General features: G+C 33.0%; 17 protein-coding genes. 7 read left to right on the top strand and 10 right to left on the bottom strand.

Annotated elements, in window-relative coordinates; genetic code table 11:
- Positions 1 to 22 precede the first annotated feature (22 nt).
- The 3 genes from EKL97_RS11150 to recQ all read left to right on the top strand — a co-directional run bounded on the left by EKL97_RS11150 (position 23) and on the right by recQ (position 3588).
- Positions 23 to 994, top strand: a complete 972-nt coding sequence (locus EKL97_RS11150; RefSeq protein ID WP_126459548.1) for a deoxyhypusine synthase family protein — start codon at positions 23 to 25, stop codon at positions 992 to 994.
- Between the two features lie 8 nt (positions 995 to 1002).
- Positions 1003 to 1395: a DNA primase gene (locus EKL97_RS11155; RefSeq protein ID WP_126568884.1), complete on the top strand. Its 393-nt coding sequence runs from the start codon at positions 1003 to 1005 to the stop codon at positions 1393 to 1395.
- 87 nt (positions 1396 to 1482) lie between these two features.
- Positions 1483 to 3588 carry a DNA helicase RecQ gene (gene recQ / locus EKL97_RS11160; protein WP_126568885.1) on the top strand — a complete coding sequence of 702 codons (2106 nt, stop codon included), beginning with the start codon at positions 1483 to 1485 and terminating at the stop codon, positions 3586 to 3588.
- Positions 3589 to 3863: 275 nt separating this feature from the next.
- On the opposite strand, the gene EKL97_RS11170 is transcribed toward recQ, so the two are convergent.
- From EKL97_RS11170 to EKL97_RS11185, 4 genes are all read right to left on the bottom strand, one after another.
- Entirely contained in the window at positions 3864 to 4379 is a 516-nt protein-coding gene (locus tag EKL97_RS11170; RefSeq protein ID WP_126459538.1) for a DinB family protein, read from the bottom strand.
- A gap of 10 nt (positions 4380 to 4389) precedes the next feature.
- Positions 4390 to 6975 (bottom strand): phosphoenolpyruvate carboxylase, encoded by a 2586-nt coding sequence (locus EKL97_RS11175; RefSeq protein ID WP_126568886.1) that lies wholly within the window; start codon positions 6973 to 6975, stop codon positions 4390 to 4392.
- A 93-nt stretch (positions 6976 to 7068) separates the two neighbouring features.
- Complete coding sequence (locus EKL97_RS11180) at positions 7069 to 7548, bottom strand: Lrp/AsnC family transcriptional regulator (RefSeq protein ID WP_072943262.1); 480 nt, start codon at positions 7546 to 7548, stop codon at positions 7069 to 7071.
- 76 nt (positions 7549 to 7624) lie between these two features.
- Positions 7625 to 8779 carry a M14 metallopeptidase family protein gene (locus EKL97_RS11185; RefSeq protein WP_126561558.1) on the bottom strand — a complete coding sequence of 385 codons (1155 nt, stop codon included), beginning with the start codon at positions 8777 to 8779 and terminating at the stop codon, positions 7625 to 7627.
- Positions 8780 to 9089: 310 nt separating this feature from the next.
- Between EKL97_RS11185 and EKL97_RS11190 the strand changes: the two genes are divergently transcribed.
- Entirely contained in the window at positions 9090 to 9566 is a 477-nt protein-coding gene (locus EKL97_RS11190; RefSeq protein ID WP_126568887.1) for a helix-turn-helix domain-containing protein, read from the top strand.
- 69 nt (positions 9567 to 9635) lie between these two features.
- On the opposite strand, the gene EKL97_RS11195 is transcribed toward EKL97_RS11190, so the two are convergent.
- Together EKL97_RS11195 and EKL97_RS11200 are read right to left on the bottom strand one after the other, a co-directional pair.
- Entirely contained in the window at positions 9636 to 10022 is a 387-nt protein-coding gene (locus tag EKL97_RS11195) for a hypothetical protein (protein WP_126568888.1), read from the bottom strand.
- A 174-nt stretch (positions 10023 to 10196) separates the two neighbouring features.
- Complete coding sequence (locus EKL97_RS11200; protein ID WP_126568889.1) at positions 10197 to 10751, bottom strand: 1-acyl-sn-glycerol-3-phosphate acyltransferase; 555 nt, start codon at positions 10749 to 10751, stop codon at positions 10197 to 10199.
- Positions 10752 to 10813: 62 nt separating this feature from the next.
- On the opposite strand from EKL97_RS11200, the gene EKL97_RS11205 reads away from it, so the two are divergent.
- Positions 10814 to 11479: a spermidine synthase gene (locus EKL97_RS11205; RefSeq protein ID WP_126568890.1), complete on the top strand. Its 666-nt coding sequence runs from the start codon at positions 10814 to 10816 to the stop codon at positions 11477 to 11479.
- A 13-nt stretch (positions 11480 to 11492) separates the two neighbouring features.
- Here EKL97_RS11205 and kdsB read toward each other — a convergent pair whose 3' ends face one another.
- The gene (kdsB, locus tag EKL97_RS11210; protein WP_126568891.1) at positions 11493 to 12230 is read right to left on the bottom strand and encodes a 3-deoxy-manno-octulosonate cytidylyltransferase; all 738 of its coding nucleotides are present in this window, start codon (positions 12228 to 12230) and stop codon (positions 11493 to 11495) included.
- A 784-nt stretch (positions 12231 to 13014) separates the two neighbouring features.
- Between kdsB and EKL97_RS11215 the strand changes: the two genes are divergently transcribed.
- A complete protein-coding gene (locus tag EKL97_RS11215) occupies positions 13015 to 13524 on the top strand; it encodes an LTA synthase family protein (protein WP_233588578.1) in 510 nt (169 codons plus the stop codon).
- 184 nt (positions 13525 to 13708) lie between these two features.
- Here the strand turns inward: EKL97_RS11215 and EKL97_RS11220 are convergent, their stop codons facing one another.
- Positions 13709 to 14707 (bottom strand): zinc dependent phospholipase C family protein, encoded by a 999-nt coding sequence (locus EKL97_RS11220; RefSeq protein ID WP_126553326.1) that lies wholly within the window; start codon positions 14705 to 14707, stop codon positions 13709 to 13711.
- 98 nt (positions 14708 to 14805) lie between these two features.
- On the opposite strand from EKL97_RS11220, the gene EKL97_RS11225 reads away from it, so the two are divergent.
- Positions 14806 to 15555 (top strand): YoaK family protein, encoded by a 750-nt coding sequence (locus EKL97_RS11225; RefSeq protein WP_126553328.1) that lies wholly within the window; start codon positions 14806 to 14808, stop codon positions 15553 to 15555.
- Here EKL97_RS11225 and EKL97_RS11230 read toward each other — a convergent pair.
- Together EKL97_RS11230 and EKL97_RS11235 are read right to left on the bottom strand one after the other, a co-directional pair.
- Positions 15539 to 16516, bottom strand: coding sequence for a YeiH family protein (locus EKL97_RS11230; protein WP_233588579.1), 978 nt, complete (start codon positions 16514 to 16516; stop codon positions 15539 to 15541). The genes EKL97_RS11225 and EKL97_RS11230 overlap by 17 nt on opposite strands.
- A gap of 75 nt (positions 16517 to 16591) precedes the next feature.
- A complete protein-coding gene (locus tag EKL97_RS11235; RefSeq protein WP_126568893.1) occupies positions 16592 to 17488 on the bottom strand; it encodes a LysR family transcriptional regulator in 897 nt (298 codons plus the stop codon).
- Positions 17489 to 17497 lie beyond the last annotated feature (9 nt).

Here is a 17497-nt window from a genome sequence, read left to right on the forward strand (position 1 = left end):
CTAAGTATTTAAATAAATAAAAATGAGCAAAGGACCAATCAGTCAGTTTATAGAAAAGCATTATTTGCATTTCAACTCTGCATCTTTAGTTGACGCCGCTAAGGCATATGAAGAACAATTAGCCAATGGTGCAAAAATGATGGTGAGCATGGCTGGAGCTATGAGTACTGCCGAGATTGGTAAGATTTTTTCTGAAATTATTCGTCAGGACAAAGTGCATATTATTTCGTGTACTGGTGCAAATCTCGAAGAAGACGTGATGAATCTAGTCGCTCATTCTCATTATGAAAGAGTTCCTAATTACCGTGATTTGACTCCACAGGACGAATGGGATTTATTAGAAAGAGGATTAAATCGTGTAACTGATACTTGTATCCCGGAGCATGAAGCTTTCCGTCGTTTGCAAAAACACATTTACAAAATATGGAAAGATGCAGATGATAAAGGCGAAAGATATTTTCCGCATGAGTTTATGTACAAAATGTTGCTTTCAGGTGTTCTTGAAGAATATTATGAAATTGACCTAAAAGACAGCTGGATGTATGCAGCCGCTGAGAAAAATTTGCCTATCATTGTACCGGGATGGGAAGATAGTACCATGGGAAATATATTTGCATCCTATGTAATAAAAGGAGATTTAAAAGCTTCAACAATGAAATCCGGTATCGAATATATGGTCTTCTTGTCTGATTGGTATCCTAAAAACAGTACAAATGGTGTAGGTTTCTTTCAAATTGGTGGTGGTATTGCTGGAGACTTTCCAATATGTGTAGTACCAATGTTATACCAAGATATGGAAATGCATGACATTCCTTTCTGGAGTTATTTCTGTCAGATTTCAGATTCAACAACCAGTTACGGTTCGTATTCTGGAGCGGTGCCAAATGAAAAAATTACGTGGGGTAAATTAGACATTAAAACCCCTAAGTTCATTATTGAGTCCGATGCTACCATTGTAGCTCCTTTAATTTTCGCTTATTTATTAGATTTATAGAATATTTTATGAAAAGAGTAATTGTAGATTACGCCAAACTTACCAATGAAATTTTAAACCTATTGGTTGATAAATTTCCAGATGGTTATGATGATTCAAATATTATTAGTTTTAGAAACGCTAAAAATGAATTAGTTGAAGCAGTTGAAGTACGAACTGAAGATACCATTTATTTAGTAAAAGTGAGCACAAAACTGGCTGATAGAATTGAAAATTATGATGAAGATGATGAAATAATCATCGATGAAGTTGTTGAACCAATTAAAGGGCTTGATTTAGAGGACGATATGGATGATGATGACGAGGATGATGCTAATGATAAACCAGATACTGATTCAGGAGATGATGATGAAGATGCAGACGAAAAAGATTTTTCAGATGATGACGATGAAGAGGATTAATCAATCCCTTCTCAAATATATTTATTAAAAGGAACTCATTCACGAGTTCCTTTTTTTATAACTTTAGACTTCTAAATATACGCCAAAATGACTAATCAAATTTTATATGCCAAACTCAAAGAAAACTTTGGTTTTGAAAAATTTCGCCCAAACCAGGAAGAGATAATAAATTGTGTACTTTCCGGACAGGATACATTGGCAATTATGCCTACAGGTGGAGGAAAATCTATTTGTTTTCAATTGCCCGCATTGGTTTTTCCGGGAATTACAATCGTAATTTCTCCACTGATTGCTTTGATGAAAGATCAGGTAGATAGTCTGAAAGCAAATGGTATTGAAGCCTGTTTCATCAACAGTAGCCAAACTGAAAATGAACGTCAGTTTTATATCGAAAGGTTAAAATCGAATGTGATTAAATTAGTGTATATCGCTCCGGAAAGCCTGTCGTTTCTGGATAATCTTTTCAATAGTTTGACCATAAGTTTAATTGCTATTGATGAAGCACATTGCATTTCAGCTTGGGGACATGATTTTCGTCCTGCATATACTAATTTAGGATACCTCAAAAAGCGCTTCCCTTCTACTCCAATATTAGCTTTAACTGCAACGGCTGATAAGGCTACACGTAAAGATATTAGCCAACAATTAAATTTGATAAATCCAAAAATATTTGTTGCTTCTTTTGATCGAAAAAATTTAAGTTTAGAAGTGCGTCCCGCTTTGGACAGAGTCAAACAAATTATAGATTTCATCCTAGAAAAGCCCAATGAATCGGGAATTATCTACTGTTTAAGCAGAAAAACAACAGAAGAATTGGCTGAAAAACTACAAAAAACAGGCGTGAATGCCAAAGCGTATCACGCAGGTTTAGACACGAAAATTCGTTCTAAAACACAGGATGAATTTATCAATGATGATTGCCAGGTGATTTGTGCTACCATTGCTTTTGGAATGGGAATTGACAAATCCAATGTACGCTGGGTCATTCATTATAACTTACCTAAAAATATTGAAGGCTATTATCAGGAAATTGGTCGTGCCGGTCGCGATGGATTACCATCAGAAACGGTATTATTCGAAAGTTATGGCGATCTGATTCAGTTGCAAAAATTTGCCTCTCAAGGTTTGAATGCTGAAGTGCAACTGGCCAAATTAGAACGAATGAAACAATATGCCGATGCGTTGAGTTGTCGCAGAAAAATATTGCTTTCCTATTTTGGCGAACTTGTCACAGAGAATTGTGGAAACTGTGATATTTGTAAAAATCCACCACTTTTTTTTGACGGAACGGTGATCGCTCAAAAAGCTTTATCGGCAATTATTCGGTTGAAGGAAATAGAACCATTACCAGTAATCATTGACTTTTTACGCGGTTCAAAAAATGCATATATTTATGAAAAAGAATACCAAAACCTGAAAACATACAGTGTTGGTGCTAATTTATCATGGTATGACTGGAATCAATATTTGATACAATTGATCAATTTGGGCTATTGTGAAATTGCTTTTCACCAGCAAAACAAAATCAAATTGACAGCCTTTGCAAAAAAAGTATTATTTGAAGGTGAGAAAGTACAACTGACCACAGTTCAAAAAATCAATATCGACAAGCAAGAAATTAAACAAACCAAATCCGTTGCAAATTCACTTTTTGAAACTTTACGTAAACTACGGTACGAAATTTCTAAGGAAGAATCTGTACCGGCTTATGTGATTTTCAGTGATGCGGCTTTACGCCAAATGGAAATTGAAAGACCGATGAGCGAAACAGAATTATTGGCAATTGACGGCGTTGGTAAAGCAAAACTGGAAAAATATGGCGATGCTTTTATAAAAGTTATCCAAGATTTCCAGAAAGCAAAAGGCGCTAAAAAGAAAAAAGAAGCCACAACCTACAAAGAAACATTAGAACTTTATACTACCGGATTCTCTGTAGAGGAAATTGCCCAAAAAAGAAAATTAGGTTTAAGTACAATTATGTCTCATTTAGCAAAACTGTATGTTGATGGAGCTAATATAGATTTGGATTCGCTTATCTCAAAAGAAGAAGTTTCTCAAATTGCTGAAGCGCAAATAAAACTGGAATCACCAAATGCCTTAAAACCTTATTTTGATTATTTTGAAGAAAAAATAGACTACGGAAAAATCCGGTTAGCATTAGCCATACTCGAAAAAGAAAAAGCTATACTTTAAACACTAATATAATACAATCCTTTCTGGATTTTGTAAATTCTGAAACTGAAATATTCCCGTCAAAAACCAAAAAGAAAATGATTTTGAAACATTGTTTAAAGAATTTCCCGGCATCACAAAAATTATTTTTAACGGAAAAGAAAGTCATAAATACTTTCTAAAAAAATTTGGTCAAATAAAAGGCATCACATATTATATGATGCCTTCCACAAATCCTGTAAATACTATGTCTTTTGAAAACAAGTTGAAAATTTGGTCAACTTGTTTTCAATAATTTATAAGTACCTTTCTTCAAAAACTTTTTGATGGTGTTTTTGATGTCCAATCATAATAAAACCTATGGCTCGAACTGAAACAGCAGTATTTGAGGCAGTTCCAATTCTCTTTAATTGCTCTTCAGATAAACTTTTGAAAAGAAATAAATTCGAATGTCGCACCGCTGAGAATTCAGTTAGTAAATCTTGAATACTTCTATTGGCAGCTTCAGTATTATTTACATAATCATTTTCATCAAAACCAGGCAAAGCTGTTTGGTCATTTCTGGAAATTCGCAACGCACGATAGGCAAATATGCGCTCCGTATCAATTACATGCTGAATAATTTCCTTGATATTCCACTTCCCTTGCGCATATCTATAATCAAATTTATCCATTGGAATGTTTTGAATAAAATGGATAAAATCATGTAATGAAATTTCTAATTCTTCCATCAAATTTACGTCTCCCAAAGCATTTATATACGGAGTATAAAAAGAGGCATATTCGTTTTCGGGTAATTGAGTTGACTTCATATTTTATCGTTTAAGCGGAGTTTCTACTGGCATTAGTATTTCCAAAAAGGGAACGGGTTACAATTTTTTCGTATACTTGTATCAAAGCTTCGTCAGGGGTATTTTCTTTATTTAATTCATTGATACGCAATAAAGCATATTGTTGTATTGTTAATAGTGGCAGCACTATACGTTCTCTTATTTGAATTGATGCTTTACCATCTGGATAATTTTCCATAAGCTCTTTATGATCTGCAATTTTCAAAAGTAATCTTTTTGTTTCTAAAAATTCATCATAAATAATTTGCCAAAATGTTCCAAATTCAGGATCTTTTCTCATGTAAGCAGTCAATGGGAAAAATGATTTGGCCAATGACATCATACTGTTTTCTAATAAGGTTTTAACAAACAACGAATTATCGTATAAATCCTGAACTTTATCCCACTGATTTGTATCTTCAAAATGTTTTAAAGCTGTACCTACACCAAAAAACCCGGGTACATTTTGCTTCAATTGGCTCCAAGAACCTACAAAAGGAATCGCTCGTAAATCAGCAAAATCTAAATGTTCTGATTTACTTCTTTTAGAAGGACGACTTCCTATGTTTGTTTTAGCATAATACTTCAACGTACTCATCTGCTCTAAATAAGGAATAAATTTTGGATGATTTTTAAAGCTTAAATATTTCTCATATCCTAAACCAGCTAATTGATCCATTATGTTTTTTTCGTCCAAAGTCAATTCATTTTGACCTTTGCTGAAAACCTGATTGGTTACTCCGGCACTCAATAAATTTTCTAAATTGTAGCGACAGGAATCCAAAGTCCCAAAATTAGAACTAATCGTTTGACCTTGTACAGTAACCTGAATTTCGTTATTTTCAATATTAGGCCCCAATGAAGCATAGAACTTATGTGTTTTCCCTCCGCCACGCGCTGGTGGACCGCCTCGACCATCAAAGAAAATTACTTTTACACCATATTTTCTGGAAATTGCAGTAAGCTCTTCTTTGGCCTTGTAAATACTCCAATTCGCCATCAAATATCCTCCGTCTTTTGTACCGTCAGAAAAACCAAGCATGATGGTTTGCTTATTATCTCTGTTCGTTAAATGTTTTGCATAACCAGGATTAGTATATAATTTTTCCATGATAGCATGTGCATTTTGCAAATCATTAACCGATTCAAAAAGCGGAATAATATCAACGAGAGGATTTTCCCAATTGCTCAAACGAAATAACGCAAAGGTCTCCATAACATTAAGTGCACTTTCATTATTACTGATAATGTACCGGTTAGCGCCAAATTCTCCGTTTTTTTCCTGAATTGTTTTTATCGTTTGAATGGATTCGATTGTCAAACGCGACATTTCATTTGAAAACACAGTAGCATCAAGATTCCCACTTACATTTCCTAAAATCGTAAATTTCTCCTGTTCTGTTAATTCAAAATAATTTTTCGGAAAAACAGAGGGATTTGTTTTTAAATAAAAATCCACTATATCTTTAAACACAGCATCATGAATTTTACTGTTCTGACGTATGTCTAATGACGCAAAATGAAATCCAAATAAATTCACTTTTATTAAAAGCGCGTCCAATTCATCCAAATATAACGATTGATGCTGGTCGATAATTATTTGTTTAATTTTATTTAATTGTGATTTGAATTCATCTAAAGTAATGAAAATTTCTCCTGTAGAATAAAATACAGACCTATAAAGTTTTTGTTCCAGTTCAGTCACTAAAGTATTTACTCCTGAAAAGGTTAGCTTTCTTTTTAAATTCCTAATTTCGATATAATAACACTTTAAAATGGAGGTTCGCAAACGTTCTGCTACTTTTAGCGTTATTTCAGTAGTCACAAATGGATTTCCATCACGGTCGCCGCCTGGCCAAAATCCAAGTTTAATCAAAGGATTCTTTATGGAATTGCCGTTAAAAATGTTTTTTTGCAAATACTGTACGATCTCGCCTGAAGTTTGATAAAAAACATTTTCAAGATACCAGATCAAACTTACTGCTTCGTCAAAAGGATTTGGTTTTTCGTTTTGAATAAAAGGTGTTTTTCCTAATTGAGCCAGTAACTGTTTAATTGCAAGTAAGTTATTTTTCCGAATCGCTTCGGTCAAATCAGTAATTATCCCAAGAACTGCTCCGGGATAAAATTGCGTCGGATGCGCCGTCAAAACTGTCCTTACATTGAAATCCTCCAGAAAAGCAATCAATTCCTCTTCCTTGTCTTTCGCATCTGATTTTTCTTTGATATCTCTCAAAGATCCTCGTCCTTCCATATTATTAACAACCGGAAAAGCAGCATCTTCAATAGCATCAAACAAAACAATTTGGCGTTCGATATATTGAATAAAACGAAACATAATATCAATTTTTTCTGTTTCTGAAGGATCATGTAAATATCTTTTGGCAAAAAAATCAAAAATTTCTTTTGGAGTTTCTTGCTTTTTAAATCCTGTATCACAAATATCTGTAAACAAAGGAAGTAAAGCTCCCGTATTATCTATGGAGTGAAATGGCAATGTTATAAAAACACTATTGTAAATGTGATATTTAGAGAGGACATCTTGATTAAAACGTTCAAGTTTGGGTAGTGTGTACATAATTTTGTTGTAGTTGGTTTAGTTAATTTTTCATAAAAAAACCTCAAGAACTAACTTGAGGTTATATTTATAATATAGTGCATTCAAGAGTAATTACATATTTTTGAAAATAGTATGCATCAAACGCTTCTTATCATTTATACTTTCCTCAAGGGAAATCATTGTTTCGGTTCTATAAACACCATCAATATCATCAATCATAAAGATCACATCTTTAGCATGCTTGGTATCTTTTGCTCTAATTTTACAAAAAATATTAAATTTTCCAGTGGTGACTGAAGCTACTGTTACAAAAGGAATTTCGTTGATACGCTCCAAAACAAACTTCGTTTGAGACGTATTATTTAGAAAAACACCAACATAAGCAATAAAAGAATAGCCTAATTTATCATAATCAAGCACTAATGAGGATCCCATGATAATACCGGCATCTTCCATTTTTTTCACTCTAACATGCACAGTTCCTGCTGAAATCAATAATTTTTTTGCAATATCCGTAAATGGAACTCTTGTGTTGTCTATCAACATATCTAAAATCTGGTGATCTACTTCATCTAAACGAAACTTACTCATAATTCTTTAATTAATATTATTAATTACTATAACAAAGTATAAAAATATACATAAAAACAACAAAAAGACGTAAATATTATATTTTTATCATTCCGTTAACAAATTTCACGTTATTATCTAAATAAAAATCAGCTTTTTGATTCAATTTAGGAATATCGTTATGATCATCTTTGTATAAAGCTCCTTTAGCATCATATTCGAAATGACCAAAATAATCCTCCAAATCGCCTATTTGTGAAACATAGGCATTAAAACAGACCTGATTTTCAATTAGCTCTTCTTTGTATTGTGCTGCAAAATTGGTGATAATTTCGATACCATCATAATTTATTTTGATGTTTTTATACATAAAATCATAAAAAACGACTTTATTCTGAGAAATACTCAAATATTTGTCAATTCCATTATCAACTATAACGTTTTCGGAGAGTATCCTAAAACTTGAAATTAAACTCATAAAAACGTATTTTCGTGTTTCTTCCCTTTGATAATCATTCTCAAAATGACCCGCTTCAAACAATAAAGTGGGTACTCCTAAAAACTGAAACGTGTCTCCAATGCAATTTATATTAAACGAATCATCAAAACGCCCAATCTGATTGGGAAGATAACGCTGTAGATCCTCATTTATTCCGGCAATCAAGTTGATCGCTTTCAACCTAGATTCATTTATATCTCGATTTTCATTATAGGAAGGTGCTAAAAAAGATACTGTCGCAGGTTTCCCGGTATCATCTACACCAAAAATAGTACGCTGATCATGCAGGTTAAAACAATAATCAGGCTCAAAGGAATCAAAAGCTGCCCTTAACAGCTTGCTTTCTGGTTGTGTCAGCGCTTGCGAATCGCGATTTAAATCAACTTTATTGGCGTTTTCTCTTGTGTATAATGTTGCACCGTCAGGATTCAACATCGGAATGGTGTAAAAAGTAAAGAAGTCTAATAATTGGTGTGCTAATGCAGAACCACTATGCAGTACATTAAAAAAATCGAATAGCGCTTTTGTAGTTGTACTTTCATTTCCGTGCATTTGGGACCACAGAAAAATTCTCGTTTTTCCTTTTCCAATTTCATACGAATAAATAGATTTTCCAAGAACTGATTTTCCTATAATTTGAAGTTGATTGTTCGTGTTTAATTTTTGCAACAAAGGCTCGATTGATGTTAAAGTGACGTACCGTCCACGAACGGATTCTTCCTTAAACTGATCGAATAATTCTTCTAAATTCATACCATTTTATTTGATTTACAAAAGTAAACATCTTTGCATTTACATTTGTAAACATTTAAAACAAAGAATATTTCAATACTGTAAACACTTTTCGCCAGTTAAACCAGGTAGAAAATCCGGCAAATATTAACAATTGTTATAAATTTATTTTATAATAATTAGAATTTTGTTTATCAATTAATTATGTGTATTTATTAAAAGTATAACTTTAGTTTATTAGACTTTTAAAATACTATTTATACCTTTAATTTTGATACGTAAGCTTCTTTTGATTACATTTGTAACTAGTTAATTTTTACATTAATTTACAATGGTAAACATAGAAGATTTTATAAAAAGATTAGAGATTATACTGGACTACTACAATTTGAATGCCTCTTCTTTTGCAGATAAAATTGGTGTGCAACGCTCCAGCCTGTCTCACCTGCTTTCTGGGAGAAACAAACCAAGCTTGGATTTTATACTTAAAATTTTAGATGTTTTTCCTGATGTTGATTTGTATTGGATTCTGAATGGAAAAGGAACCTTTCCAAAAAATGCGGAAGAGTTTAAGGCAAAAGAAAGAATTATTAATCAGGTCTCTGAACAAAATATCCCTGCTCTGGCCAGTGATCATATAATCCCTGAGAATTTATTTTCTGAACTAAAAAATACTGTTTTGATTCCTGCATTGGAAACTAAAAAAAGTGATCCAATAAATAGTCCTGGTGAAGCGGTTGCTTCTGAAATTGACACCATTGTTATCTTTTATAAAAATGGCTCTTTCAAGAGTTATGTTCCAAATTAAATAAATAACCCCAATTCTGATTTTAGAATTGGGGTTATGGATTAAAAAAGCATTCTTGAAAACAAAAATCTATTTTCTTAAGACAAAAATTGACGTTACACCCGCTTCCGCTCTCGCATTTACGGGAGCAAAATCACCCGAAGCAACAGGAAAACTATACGTTAGTACTTGTCCTCCTGCATTTAATCTTTCAGCAACATATATGTTTTTTGTAACACTGTCATAAGCCACAGCCACAGGATTGCCTAAAAGTGAATTAGAACAATAAATCCGTACTTGATTCGTTACTGCAATTGTTCCCGCAGCAGCAGTTGAAGCGAAAACAGTTGAGAAATTTTTAATTATAATTAATCCACCATCAGTGGCTGAAGCAGCACTGGCAAATAATTTGACTATTGGTGTTGTAGTTAATAAATTGGTAAGCGTAATTTTCCCGGAGGTATTACTGGATGTCATCAAATTTAATTCTGCCGGGCTAGTATCAGAATCATTATTATTGTATCAAGCGAAAAATAAAACTAAAAATGCGGTACTAATAACCAAATGTTTCATGTTGTATATTTTAGAGTTTTAATACACTTACGAGAAATCAATTATATGGTTTTAACATTTTTTAAGTTTTTTTAAGAGTTATTCAAATGAGTATCCCTGTTCTGGAATTTTACCCTTGACTCCTATAAAATGTTTTTTCAAAACGGTTATATCGGGCTCAATATCTCCCGAAGGAAAAATAGGATTTCCTAAATTAATTTCTTTTTTTCCAAAATCAAATGCAATAGGAATTACAGGAACCTTTGCTTTTAAAGCAATGTAATAAAATCCTGTTTTAAGTTTGCTAATCTTTTTACGGGTTCCTTCCGGAGCTACTGCCAGACGAAAAACCTTTTTTCTTTGAAAAATAGCTGCAATAGAATCCACTTTATTCAACCCTCCTGTCCTATCAAGCGGTTCTCCACCCATGTATCTAAAATAAAATCCCAAAGGAAAACGAAACAATTCCTTTTTGCCTACCCAATTCATTTGTAAACCGGTTATTGCTCGGATAAAAACCCCTAAATAAAAATCATGAGCGCTGGTATGTGGCATTATCATCATGACACATTTCGTGATATTTGGATCAATACTACCCACTACTTTCCAACCCATTAGTCTGGAAAATATCCATTTGTATAATTGTTTCTTCATTCTTGCTTTCTTTCGTACAAAATAAATAATTAATATCTTATTTTTGGGTAAATCTATCATTAATGCTAAAAAAAATATTCAGCTACGTAATTCCTTTAACTATTTATCAAACTAAATCGGCTTTGAGCAAATCGATTGAGGTGACTTGGGCAAATGGGGAACTGGTCATGGATTCGCAAAACACAAATTATTCCTATGGCAGTTTGCAACGGATTCTGAGGTTAGGCTTAAAAAACATTGGATACAAAAAAATTGTGACCATGGAGCATATTTTAGTTTTAGGTGTTGCTGGTGGAAGTGTCATCAAAACATTGGTAGAAGAAATAAAATACAAAGGAAAAATTACCGGTGTTGAAATTGATCCTGAAATAATTACAATAGCCAATGCCTATTTTGACTTGGATAAAACAAAAAATCTTACAATTGTAATTGAGGATGCTTTTGCATTTGTGTTAAAAACCCCTACTAAATACGATTTGATTATCATTGATATTTTCCAGGACACTACAATGCCTAATTTTTTATTTGAACCTTTTTTTACCAATAGGGTTTGCTCGCTTTTAAAAAGTCATGGTTTTATTCTTTTTAATACGATGTTATTAGATGAGAATCAAAATCAAAGAAATAAAAAATATGTAACCGAGTTTTACAAAAATCAATTTAAAATTAGAACTATTCCAAGAGTTGAAGTTCATAATGAACTTATTGTCATCGAGAAAATTGCCTAATCAAAACGGTTTTTCATCTCTGAATTTTTAACATTTTCCTAGCTTTTTCTAGATCTTCTGGGGTATCAATACCAATACCAATGTGAGTAGTTTCGATCATTTTAATGCGTTTTCCAAATTCAAGATAACGCAATTGCTCTAGTTTTTCAGATGCTTCTAATGATTGCATGGGCAAACTATAAAAATCCAATAATGCTTGTTTTCTAAACGCATAAACACCAATATGTTGCAGGTACCGTACGCCTACATTTTTCGCTCTTGGATACGGAATAACCGATCGGGAGAAGTACAAGGCAAATCCGTTTTGATCCACCACAACTTTTACATTATTGGGATTATTAATCTCTGCTTCATTCGTGATTTCGCGCATCAACGACGCTAAATCTACTTTTTTATCCAAATCATTTCTAAAAACTTCAATCACTTTAGCTAAAGGTGCCGCATCAATAAAAGGCTCATCTCCTTGTACATTGACTACAATATCAACATCCAGATTTTCTATTGCTTCTGCAATTCGATCACTTCCGGATTCGTGTTCTTTGATGCTTCGAATAACGTTTCCTCCGTGAGTACGTATTTCGTCATAAATTAAATCGGAATCAGTTACTACAAAAACAGCATCAAATAATTTAGTGTTTACAGCTGCTTCATACGTTCTTAAAATTACCGTTTTACCACCTAAATCCTGCATTAGTTTGGCAGGAAATCGTGTCGAGGCGTATCGTGCGGGAATGACTGCTATTATTTTCATTTTTATTTTTTTATTTGCGTTTAAGAGTTTTATAGCCGTTACAGCTAGACTCTTTAAAGTATAAAATTACTTCATTATCCTAATCCACTCTTGCTAGCAGGCTACTAAGTTAGTCTGTTTTTATGAATTAGAAAAACGGCACTACATTCTCAGTGCTTAATTGTAGTGTTTTACATTAGTATGAGTTTTATTTTAAGAGTTATTATTTTTTTTTATCCCATCACACAAGCCTCCTTTACTTGGATTGATACGCTACACTTATTTATATTTGGATTTTTATCTGATTTTTGTTTTTGTTTTGGTCAGTGACTTTTTGTGGCTCTATCATATTTTCATCTCCAATACAAAATACCGAAACAAATCAGGTTCTGGTTATTTTCCTTTGTCATCTTTCTATATGTGGTTTAATTTTACAAAATAGAATCAGTGAATACCTTTTTCGGAATGAATTTGGGGTCAAATACAATTTTATCGCAGTAAATTATCTGGTGTATACTAATGAAGTGATAGGTAATATTATGCAATCCTATCCTGTTATTCCCTTATTTTCTGCACTATTTATTTGTACAGGATTGGTCACTTATTTTAAAAGTAAAGAAATCAAAAAACTATCTTGAAAGCATTCCCGCTTTTGTACAAAAAATCAAAATTCCAGGAATTTACCTGCTTCTCTTCACATTATCGTTATTGGCAATTCCTGCTTTATCCGTTAAATAAAATTCTCAAAATATGTTTGTCAATTAATTAAAAAACCAGCCTATTATATAAATTTTATATGGCATTTATGAAAAGTGAACTTGAAGCCATTACTTTATGTTTTCTTCCTACTCCCGGCGAAAGTGTTATAAAAAGGAAAGACAATAAAAATAAATTCCCTACCGGAATGCTCTTTAAACAAAAAGGCTATACTGTAAAATTCATGTATGGCGGCGATTCCTTTTTTGACAATATGGGCGATTTCTTTTCAGGAAATGGATATGAAATTGTAGACAGAAAAACATTTGAACCCAACGAAATCACTTTTGCTAATATTTGGGACGTTTGCGATGAAGATATGTACAACAAAGCAATCACGGAAATAAACAAAGAAGCAGCGGCAAATAAGCCGTTTTTTAATCACATTATGACCGTGAGCAATCACAGACCATTCACGTATCCAAATGGAAAAATTGACATTCCCGGAGATGCAAAATCTCTTGATGGCGGGGTAAAATGTATTGACTATTATTTCTCTCAAACAAACCGTCAAACAATTTCAATTGACTTTGAAACCCAATCAAAAAGCAGCTACTGATTTTTAAATATTTTATGATCAAATACCGCTCACAAAAGAAAGAACGGATTTAGTAAATGAAATGATTTCGTATCATCAAACAGCCTCAGATATGTTAAAGAAAAAGAAATATCAAAAAATTTATTAGCATAAAAAAACGGGTCAAAATTGAAGTTTCACCCGTTTTTTAATTGGAAATATATCGTTATTCTTTTTCGTTTGTTAAACCAAAAAGTGTCCCTTTTTCAAAAGTTTTCAAATCCTTTTTTAAAGTTTTGCTATTGCGCTTTGTAAGTTCGGCAGTATCAAGAGTACTTAAATCTGGTTTTCCAGCATTAACCCAAGCCGTGTACCAAAAACTTGCTGTTGCGGTAATGGCTTTTTTCATTTGTTGTTCAACCATTCCGTTCAACTCCGTGTGCAATTTAGCAGCATACTCATCCGAATATAACATTCCTCCGTACTTGTTTTTGACAACATTTCCATCGGCATCCGTTACGTACATTTTGTTTTCAGCAGTTGCAGTTCTTAATTTTTTATCGGCAGCCAACAAAGGTTCCACTAAACTGTGCGTGTCAAAAACGATATCCCAAGTAGCTTTCTCCACATTGTCTAAATATATTCCTTCAGGTACATTTAATTTATACCCTTTGGCAAACAATTCCGGCAAACGGCTTTCCCATAAGGAATGAATTCCTTTTTGATTCGTGTTTTGTCCATCGTGATTGTCTGATGTATGCAACGGCATGTGTGCATCGGCAATATAATGGCCTAAATCCCCCGCAATAAATAAAATTTCATTTTTTCTTTTGTCCTTGAACGCTTTAGTCAATTTGACCATCATATCCTGAATATACCAAGGTAAAATTCCGTTTTTAGTCAAAAACTTTTCATCGTACTTCAGCTTCGCTTCTTCCATAGTTTTAGGAATCGTTTCCACAGCTCCAAAATTCTCCATGTCAAAATAATGACGGGGCGGCTCTGCTTTATCATTCAAAACATTTCTTCTCAAATCCGGAACAGTAGATTCTTGGGTAATGAAATCGATATGATTGTAAAAAAAGGTCTGCAATGGTTTTGGAAGTGCCATTACCGCCGCTCTATTGATTCGTTCATGACCAATAACGCCCCATGACAAAAGAAAAAGTGCAACTCCAAGAGCAGATAAAGTGATAAGTGTAGGTCTAATTTTAAAATTTTTCATTAAATTTATTTTTTTGAAGTACAAATGTATTTCTTTAAATCGTTATTAGAAAAAATTGGGTTTAAGATTCTGTTAATTAAAACAAGAAAACTACAACTATGTTTCGACATCAAGGAAAAAACAGAACTTTTATTCATAACCTGCGTTTAGCCACTTTACTATCTTTTGTTGCCGGAATTGTAAATGTTACTGGAGTTTTATCCGTACACACATTGACCACAAATGTTACGGGACATTTTGCCTATTTTGCCGAAGAAATAATGAAACAGAATTATATAGCAGCCATTACCTTTTTTGTATTTACTATTTTCTTCTTGTTGGGCGCTTTTACCTCTAATTTTTTAGCAGAATTAATTTCTAAAAAACATCCTGATTTATCCCACGTCATTCCTATTTCACTGGAAATGATTGTTTTGATTGGCATTGGTATTTTTGGACTAGCGTCTGAATTATCCAGCATTGAAGGAAAATGGATTGCTTTTTCGATGCTTTTTGCCATGGGAATACAAAACTCTTTGGTTACAAAAATCTCTCAGTCTACAGTTAGAACAACCCATTTAACGGGGCTTTTTACTGATTTGGGAATCGAACTGTCACAGTTGTTTTTTTATAAAAAACCCGAAGAAAATAAAAAACTTAAAACAAGTATTTATCTCCGATTATCGATTATTATCTTCTTTTTCATGGGCTGTATTCTAGGTGGTTTTTTGTATAATTTACTAGAAATGAAAACACTTTTTGTTGCCGCAACCTTTTTATTGTTTGCGCTTTTGTATGATTATATCAGATTACAATTTCATGTGATCAAACGAAAAACCTTCCGTCATAAAACTATTTTAAATAAATAATTAAAATTAAAGTCGAAACTGCAATGAATGTCCAAAGCAAAACTCCCTGCACAAGCGGTTTTAATCCCACTGATTTCACTACATTCCTATTTAATCCGGCACCAATTAAAAACAAAGTTACCGTCAGGCCTATTTTGGCAACTGAAACTAAATGTGGTCCTGCACTCTTCATTTCTGGCAGATAGGTATTGGCAATCATTGCCAAAATAAACAATCCTATAAAATAAGGAATTTTTATTTTTCCAGATTTATTTTTGAAAATAAATGCGGTAATCAATGCTACAGGAATAATCCACAACGCACGGGCTAATTTTACTGTTGTGGCTATTTGCATGGCTTCAGGACCAAATTTACTCGCTGCTCCTACTACAGAACTCGTATCATGAATAGCAATAGCGCACCATAATCCAAACTCTTTTTGCGATAAATCCAGCCAATGACCTACTGCAGGAAATAAAAACAGCGCTACCGAATTCAGAATAAATATCACTCCCAAAGCAACTGAGGTTTGTTTTTTATTCGATTGGATTACGGGAGCAATAGCGGCGATTGCACTTCCTCCGCAAATTGCAGTGCCACAAGAAATTAAATGTGATGTTTTTGTATCCGTTTTAAACCATTTTCCTAAAAAAGTTCCTAAAATTAAAGTGCTCACAATAGAAGCAATTGTAAAATAAAAACCCTCTTTTCCTGCAGATACCGCACTGTGAACATTCATTCCAAATGCTAAACCAACTACCGAAAACTGCAACAGATAATTAGTGGCTTTATGATTCAATTCTAAAAAAGGATGTCCAAAAAGGTTGGCAACAATCAATCCTAGTACCAAAGCAATTGGTGGAGAAATAAAAATTGTGGTGCAAAACAAAAGCAATGCAACGAAAATGAGTTGCTGCAATGTGGCATTTACTTTAAAAAAAATAAAAGATTCCTTCTGAATTGCTTTTTGATTCGTTTCCAATGTAAAGTTGTTGAATTAGTACAGTACAAAGGTGGAACGATAAAACTATTTATGCCAATCGCAAATTATAATCTGCTATAACTTTAAATTATAATGATTGGAAATATTCTGAATAAACAAATCGGATAATGAATCTGTTTTTCCTTGAAGCGTAATAATATAAAAGTATCGTTCTATAATCAGGTCTTCAATATCTAATATAGCCAATTCATTGTTTTGAAGTTCTTTTTTTATGGCATGAATCGATATAAAAGCCACACAATCCGAGTGCATTAAATAGGATTTTATACTTTCTGTACTTCCCAATTGCATTTCAATTTGTAGTTCGGATACTTTAATTTTAAATGGTTTCAACGCATGTTCAATAACTTCAAGTGTTCCTGAACCTTGTTCTCGCATTAAAAAACGCATCTTTTTAAGATCATCCTGAGTCACTTCATCACGACTTACTAACGGATTGGAACTCTTACAGACCAAAACCAATTCGTCTTTCAAAAACTCGGTATATTTAATAGATTTATTTTTGGATTGCCCTTCAACAATTCCTATTTCAATTTCTTTTTTTAATAGAGCGTTTTCTATTTGTTCCGTGTTTCCGTTGAGTAAACTTACTTTTACATCTTGCAATTTTTGATGGAAACGAGATAAAAGTGGCGGAATTATATACTGAGAAATTGTAGTACTGGCTCCTAATTGCAACAATCCGGAACGTTGATTAATCAGTGTACTCATGTCAAAATTAATTTCGCGGTATACTTCAAAAATGTTTTTGGTGTGTTTCAATAATACCTCACCAGCATTTGTCAATGCTATTTTAGAACCATTTCTGTCAAACAGTTTGATTTTATAGTCCTCTTCTAATTCCTGAATGTGTTTGGAAATAGCAGGTTGCGTAATAAACAATTCGGTTGCCGCTTTTGTAAAACTCAAACGATTGGCAACAGTATAAAATACTTTCAGTCTAAAATCCATGTTGTTTAA

The sequence above is a fragment of the Flavobacterium sp. LS1P28 genome, from assembly GCF_003970335.1.
Classification (GTDB): domain Bacteria; phylum Bacteroidota; class Bacteroidia; order Flavobacteriales; family Flavobacteriaceae; genus Flavobacterium.